The following is a 6,815-nucleotide window of genomic DNA, read 5'->3' as shown; positions in this document are numbered from 1 at the left end:
CTTTCCGAATTCCCGGAGGAAACTTGCGTCTCAGGTCACCCGCAATCGTTTCCCCCGTCGGAGGCTCTCGGCTCACGCTTGAGACTTGCCACCGTCTTCCAAGGCGGCCATGGCAATGGCCTGCCTGCGGGCGTCGCGGTAGCGGGAAATAGGCCCCTCAGGGCCAGCCGGCGCGTAGTCCACGGCTGATTGATCGGCAACGCCCGAGAAGGCGTGTCTGATGACCGGTACAATTGGAACACGCCGCCACTCTTTCCCCAGATCGAGAGCGCAGCCACGCCACACACGCCAAAAAATGCATTCGCGGACTCCCACCCGAGCAGAGCGGTCGATCCCATAACGGACTTCGCAGTTAAAATGTTATTGCTCTTGCCGGGCGTTAAGGCGCGATTGGCAATCGGATGTCCAATAGCCTTTGCTGGCAGCAACCATAGCATAACGGATACTTCACTTGAGCCAAAGAATTTCAGATTTTGACGTTGGCCTCCTCGTTACATTGGAAGCGCTTTTGGCAGAAAAGAACGTGACGCATGCGGCGGCGCGGCTGAACATAACGCAATCGGCACTATCCGCCCGACTGACGCGCTTACGACAGCTTCTGAACGATCCGCTTTTCATTCCGGCAGCGTCCGGTCGTGGAATGGTCGCGACGCCACATGCGTCTGCGCTGGAGCCGGAACTTGCCCGGCTGCTCGAAAGATTTAATGATTTCGTCAACACGGCTCACTCGTTTGATCCGGCCACCACCAAAAGGATTTTTCGGATAGCCGCGACAGACAACCCGGCCGCCATCTTGGCCCCGGATCTCATTCCGGTACTGCAAGCGAAAGCGCCATTCGCGAAAATTGCATTCACCTTGCCGAACAAGGCGCGGATCGCGGAGCACCTGGAGAAAGGAGATATCGACCTTTTCGTGGGAGCAGCGGAGGATGCGGCAGAAGAGTTGATCGGGCAGACACTCTTCCAGGAGGAATTTGTAACCGCGCAGCGGCGCGGACATCCGCGCGGAAATAAGCCATTGACGATGGAAGAGTTCTGCGACGCCGACCACCTGCTGATTTCGACCAGCGGCGGCCATTTCGCCGGAATGATCGATGACGCTCTGGCCGAAATGGGGCGGGAACGTCGGGTCTCGGTATCGATTCAGAGCTACGGGCTTGCGCCCTTGGTGCTGGCTAACACGGATTGCATTTGTACTTTGCCAAAGCGCTTCCTAGAGAGATTCGAGGATACCCTCGACCTTTTCCCGCCGCCCCTTCCGATATCGACATTCAGTATGAATCTATTCTGGCATCCCAGGGTTCGAACGGACCCGGCACATATGTGGTTCCGTAAACTCGTTTTGTTGACCGCCAAGGCCACAACGGCGGAGTAGACGGGCCAAAGCGCCGCTCCGGCCCATTGAAATGTCAAAATTTCTGCAGCGTGAAGTCGCTCACCTTATCGGCCTTCGGATTGAAGAGGGTGTCGAGCCGCGAGTTCAGCACCCAGACGGCATTCCCGACCTTGGTTGGGGCAGTTGGCATGGATTGAACGCTCTTCACTTCGCGGGCGACTTTGGCCGTCTTCCAGTCGTCAGTCGACACCAGCTCAATCGTCTTATCGATCCCAAGGTTGACGGCCACATAAAGACGCTCACCGTCCGGGAGGCTGAACCCGTGCGCGCCCTTCAGCGATCCTGCAAGTTCGACCCGTCGGATATCTGTCGGATTCGAAATCGTCACCTTGAACAGGTCACCGGAATTGTATTTTCCGACAAGAAGATAGCCGCCCTTATGGTAGGCGATGCCGTTGAGGTTGAAACCTTCTGCATCTTTAAACAACGGGCTCTGCGCAAAGATGCTCGTTTTGCCGGTGGTATCGATCTTGTAGATGACCGGAGCGAAGCTGTCCGTGACATAGGCATTGCCTTCATCATCGAGCGCCAGGTCGTTCGCGAAGTGTGATCCCTCGGTCAAGGGGCCGAGGTCGTAATATGCCAGGCGCTTGCCGGTGGTTGCATCGTATTTGGCGATTCCCGCGAGCTTGCCTTGGGTTGCAACGGCTGTGCGTGTGCCCGCACCCGGATCGGAGTTGGCAACCCAGAGTGTGTTGCGTGCATCATCGACCAGAATGCCGATAGTCGAGACAAGCTTGTCGTCCTCGATGAACGGCTTGTACTTGCCGTCCTGCGTTACGGTACCAACGGTCCCGTGGGTGACCGATCCAACAAAGAAGCGGTTCTGCTTAGACGACCAGCTCGCGCTTTCTGAGTAGTTCTTGTCGGCAGTGAAGACAATCTCAGACTTGCCGACGAGTGGCGCGGCACTTCCTGCGAAAGCCATGCTGGAGATAAGAATGGAAATTGCCGCGACGCCGGCGAGAAGTGTACGCGAGATCATGATTTGCTCCTTTCGATGCTCGATAGCCAGCATCTACCGGGTCATCCGATCCCGCGGAAATCGTCTCTTGCGATCGCAGGCATCGACAAAAATCATACGTCTGTGAGGCTGAAAGCGTAGCCGGTGGGCTCGATCGCATGCCGAACTGACAAAGAGTTCGGCCCGGGATGTGTGCGAGAAATCGAGCCGCATCATATGACCGATCGACCAAATCGATTGGTCGATCGGACGACTGCCATGCATTTTCGTCCATGGCGGCCATCAGGCGATGGCGGTGCTCTCAATCAACGGATGCCTGAAATGAACCTGTTCTTCCACGCGACACCGAACTCCATGAAGGTTGCAGTATTGCTGCATGAACTTGACGAATCTTTCGACGTAACACCCATCGACATCTCCAAGGGAGAGCAGCATACGCCCGAATTCCGTGCGGTTAATCCAAACGGTAAGGTGCCTGCACTCATCGATGGCAATGTCACCGTGTTCGACTCCCACGCTATCCTGCTTTACGTCGCCGAAAAGCGTGGCAAGTTCGTTCCCATGACTCCTGCAGGGAAGGCGGTAATGCTGTCCTGGCTTCAACTGGTTGCGACAGGGCTGTCACCCTATTCTGGTCAGGCAATACATTTCATTCATTATGCGCCGGAAGACCTGCCCTATGCCAAGAACCGTTATTTGAACGAAGTCATCCGGACCTATCGAGTTCTGGACGAGCGGCTGAGCAGGTCATCTTGGTTGGCAGGCGACGACTACACGATCGCCGACATGGCTTTGTGGGGTTGGGCGGCTTCGGCGGGCTACATCTTCGGAGAAAAGGGGCTCTCCGACTTTCCGGCCGTCAAGCGCTTCATGGAGACCATGGCGGCACGTCCGGCGGTGCAAAGGGCGTTGACGTTGAAGGCCTCGCATGTCTTCAAGACAGACGTGGACGAAGAGACTCGGAAGGCCTTTTTCCCGCAACAGCACGACAAATAGTCTTCCCGACCGACATCACTTAAAGCGCTCCGGCTGTATCCCCTGGGTCCAGCCGGCCTTGCCGTCCTTAAGAGAAGTGAGCGTCTGTGGGACGAGGTGCGAGACGATCCCGTTCCACCGAACCGCCTCCGCGCGCCAGCCTCGTCTCGCGCGAACGGAACAGACGTATCATTGCTCGGCACAACGGAGACGCGGCCTATCTGCAGGGTGCGACACCGGCGGCGCATAGCGTGGCCGAGAACCGCAGGCACGGGAAACTTGAAAAATCCTACGCCTGGTTAATTCACATAAGCATGATTTTAAGGCACTTGCTCAATCAGCAACCACCTAAGCGCATGAAAAAGCGTGCATCTTTCGAAAAACTCCCTATAAAAATATCAGTTGACATATTACAGAAGATACCGGAGGCTCGTTGTGATTATCGAGATAGGGTTCTGATGAAAATTCTTGTTCTCAATCCGAATAGTTCGGCGAAGGTGACCGAGGCAATCGCGGCGAGCATCGCGCCGTTGCAGGCGGTGACGAAGCACATGATCGTATGCGATCGCCTACCCGATGCGCCGATCGGCATCGAGACCGATGAGGATGTGGCGCTTGTCGCGCCTATGGTCGTCGACGTGATCGCTGCAAGCGATGCGGATGCCTTCGTCGTAGCCTGCTTTTCCGATCCCGGTGTTGCTGCGTCGCGATCGGCGACGAGCCGACCGGTGGTCGGCATCGCGGAGGCTGCATACTATGCTGCACTGCAGCTTGCACCACGCTTCGGTGTCGTCTCGCTTGGGGCTTCTTCGGTAGCGCGCCATGCCGTCCATATCGAACGGCTGGGCTTGACTGCGCGTCTCGCAGCGGACAGGGCTGTCAACATGTCCGTGGCGGAAGCGAACGACCTGAACCTGGCCGGCGCGTCGGTCGCGCGGACTGCCAAGCTGATGGCGGAAACGGAGGGTGCCGGTGTCGTGATCCTCGGCTGTGCCGGCATGGGCGGTCATCGTCCCGTGCTGCAGCAGGAGTTGGGCGTGCCGGTCGTCGATCCCGTTCAGGCGGCCGTTGCGGCCGCGATCAACGCGCTCGATCTCCAATATTTTGCTAAGGGTTGATCCGATGGAGCTTGTCGTCAAGGGTCGCGTTGTGGTGCCGGATGGCACCCTGGAAAACGGTTGGGTAGCAATCTCCGGCGGTCGCATAGCCGCTGTCGGCACGGGCGAAGCGCCTGCAGCCGCGCGCGTCGACGACCGTGGGAATGCGCTCATCCTCCCCGGTGCGGTGGATGGCCAAACCCATGCAACAAGCTACAAGGGCCTCCCCGGCATCGCCGACACGACGCGGTCGGCGATCGCAGGAGGTGTCACCACGCTGGTCGACATGCCTTATGACAACCCGGAGCCGCTTGATCGGCCGGAGCGTCTGGATGCCAAGGTCGCAGCGATCGCAGCGCATTCTCATGCCGACATGGCGCTTTATGGAACGGCGACCCGTGAGACGGGCACGGCCAACCTGGCGGCGTTGATCGAAGGCGGCGTTGTCGCCTTCAAAATCTCGTCGTTCGAGAGCAATCCCGTGCGGTTCCCGCGGATCGCGGAGGACCTCACGCTCGACCTGATGGAGTCGCTGGCTTCGACGCACATTCCGCTCGGGCTGCACAATGAGGATCAGGAGATCGTCATGGCCCGCATCGCACAGGCGAAGGCGGCTGGCCGCAACGGGATCGTCGCGCATGCGCAAGCACGGCCGGAGGCGGCCGAGCTGGCGGCGACCGGCCAGTTCCTGGCTCTCGGCCTTGCAAGCGGCGCGCATGTCCATCCGGTCCATCTGACGACGGAAGCGGGCTTTCGCCTGACCGGAGCGGTCGCCGGACTTGGTGCCGCGGCAACAGGCGAGCTTTGCGTCCATTATCTCTGGCTGGATGCCGCGCGCGACGGCGATCGGCTCGGAGCGCGGATGAAGGTGAACCCGCCCATCCGTTCGGCTGCGATCGATGGCCTGTGGCAGTCGATTTCCGACGACCTCGTGGCATTCGTTTCCTCCGATCATTCGAGCTGGCCGATCGACAACAAGCTGACCGACTCGATCTTCGATGCAGGTGCAGGCGTTCCTGGCCTCGAGACGCTCTTCCCGGCGTTCTTCACGGCTGCCGAAGCGCGTGGCTTCGACGCTGCGCGCCTCAGTGCCGAATATCTGGCTGAGCGTCCCGCCCGCTTCTTCGGCATCGACGACCGCAAGGGCGCGATCGCCGTAGGCCGCGATGCCGATCTGGTCGCGCTCGAACAGGGTTCGTTCGTCTGGGACGAGGCGGCCTCTCATGACGGCCTGAACTGGAGCCCCTTCCACGGCGAGACCTTCACGGTCCGCGTGGCGGCAAGCTGGCTGCGCGGACAGCTCGTCTGGGACGGCAAGGACATTCTCAACAGCCCCGGCAGCGGACAATTCGTACCGCGCGCCACCGCCGGCTGGTATGCGACCGAAAAGGACTGACGATGGCACGTCTTGACGAAAAGGTGCGCGGCGTCTTCGTGATCTCGGTCACGCCGTTCCGGGATGACGGATCGCTCGATCTGGATAGCCTCGACCGCGTGACGGACTTCTACCTGGAGGCAGGTGCCGATGGTCTGACCGTTCTCGGGATGATGGGCGAGGCGCCCAAGCTGACGGGCACCGAGTCCCGACAAATCATCCAGCGCGTCATCGCCCGGGCGCAGGGCAAGCCGGTCGTGGTCGGCGTCTCGTCGCCCGGTCTTGCGGCTCTCGCCGAAGTCAGCCACGAGGCGATGGCACAGGGTGCTGCCGGTGTGATGATCGCGCCGCCGATGAGCCTGCGCACGGACGCGCAGATCCTGAATTACTACCGCCAGGCCTGTGGCTTCCTGGGCAGGGACGTGCCGGTCGTGCTTCAGGACTTCCCGCTGGCGACGACAGTGCAGATCAGCGACGAACTGCTCGGCCATCTGATCGACGACCTTCCGCAGATCGTCATGCTCAAGCACGAGGACTGGCCGGGCCTGTCGAAAATCTCCAAGCTTCGCGATGCAGAAAAGAAGGGTCGTCGGCGCATTTCCGTGCTTTGCGGCAATGGTGGCGTTTTCCTCCCCGAAGAGGTCGCGCGCGGCGCCGATGGCGCCATGACCGGCTTCGGTTTCCCGGAAATGCTGGTGCAGGTTACTGATCTGGCGGGCCGCGGCGAGATGGATCGTGCCCAGGATCTCTTCGATGCCTACCTGCCGCTCGTCCGTTACGAGCAGCAGCCCGGCGTCGGGCTTGCGGTTCGCAAATACGTGCTGGCCAAGCGTGGAGCCATAGCCTCGGCCGCGCAACGCCAGCCCGGCGCGCAACTGGATGCGCTGGCGCAGGCCGAAGTGGAGCGGCTGCTTCGCCGCCAGGAGACACGCCTCGCGGAGCTGGGCTGATGGATTACGGATTTACCGGACGCAAGCCGCCGGTTCCGGGTGCAAGCCGCGGGTTTGG

Annotated in this window: 6 protein-coding genes; 5 read left to right on the top strand and 1 reads right to left on the bottom strand. The window is 60.1% G+C overall.

Features of this window, described 5'->3' with window-relative positions; genetic code table 11:
* The first annotated feature begins 451 nt into the window (after positions 1-451).
* A complete protein-coding gene (locus tag AC1DLT_RS28495; protein WP_051899904.1) occupies positions 452-1,375 on the top strand; it encodes a LysR family transcriptional regulator in 924 nt (307 codons plus the stop codon).
* A 34-nt stretch (positions 1,376-1,409) separates the two neighbouring features.
* Here AC1DLT_RS28495 and AC1DLT_RS28490 read toward each other — a convergent pair whose 3' ends face one another.
* Positions 1,410-2,414, bottom strand: coding sequence for a hypothetical protein (locus AC1DLT_RS28490; RefSeq protein ID WP_477488969.1), 1,005 nt, complete (start codon positions 2,412-2,414; stop codon positions 1,410-1,412).
* A 267-nt stretch (positions 2,415-2,681) separates the two neighbouring features.
* On the opposite strand from AC1DLT_RS28490, the gene AC1DLT_RS28485 reads away from it, so the two are divergent.
* The 4 genes from AC1DLT_RS28485 to AC1DLT_RS28470 all read left to right on the top strand — a co-directional run bounded on the left by AC1DLT_RS28485 (position 2,682) and on the right by AC1DLT_RS28470 (position 6,757).
* Positions 2,682-3,356, top strand: a complete 675-nt coding sequence (locus tag AC1DLT_RS28485) for a glutathione S-transferase family protein (RefSeq protein ID WP_477488968.1) — start codon at positions 2,682-2,684, stop codon at positions 3,354-3,356.
* Positions 3,357-3,793: 437 nt separating this feature from the next.
* Positions 3,794-4,453 carry an aspartate/glutamate racemase family protein gene (locus AC1DLT_RS28480; RefSeq protein WP_477488967.1) on the top strand — a complete coding sequence of 220 codons (660 nt, stop codon included), beginning with the start codon at positions 3,794-3,796 and terminating at the stop codon, positions 4,451-4,453.
* A gap of 4 nt (positions 4,454-4,457) precedes the next feature.
* On the top strand, positions 4,458-5,828 hold the full coding sequence (locus AC1DLT_RS28475) for a dihydroorotase (RefSeq protein ID WP_477488966.1): 1,371 nt from the start codon (positions 4,458-4,460) through the stop codon (positions 5,826-5,828).
* Between the two features lie 2 nt (positions 5,829-5,830).
* Positions 5,831-6,757, top strand: coding sequence for a dihydrodipicolinate synthase family protein (locus AC1DLT_RS28470; RefSeq protein ID WP_477488965.1), 927 nt, complete (start codon positions 5,831-5,833; stop codon positions 6,755-6,757).
* Positions 6,758-6,815: the final 58 nt, after the last annotated feature.

Source organism: Neorhizobium sp. 05N33 (assembly GCF_056397445.1).
Note: the sequence above shows the minus strand (reverse complement) of the source record. Positions and strands in the feature narration are given on the sequence as shown.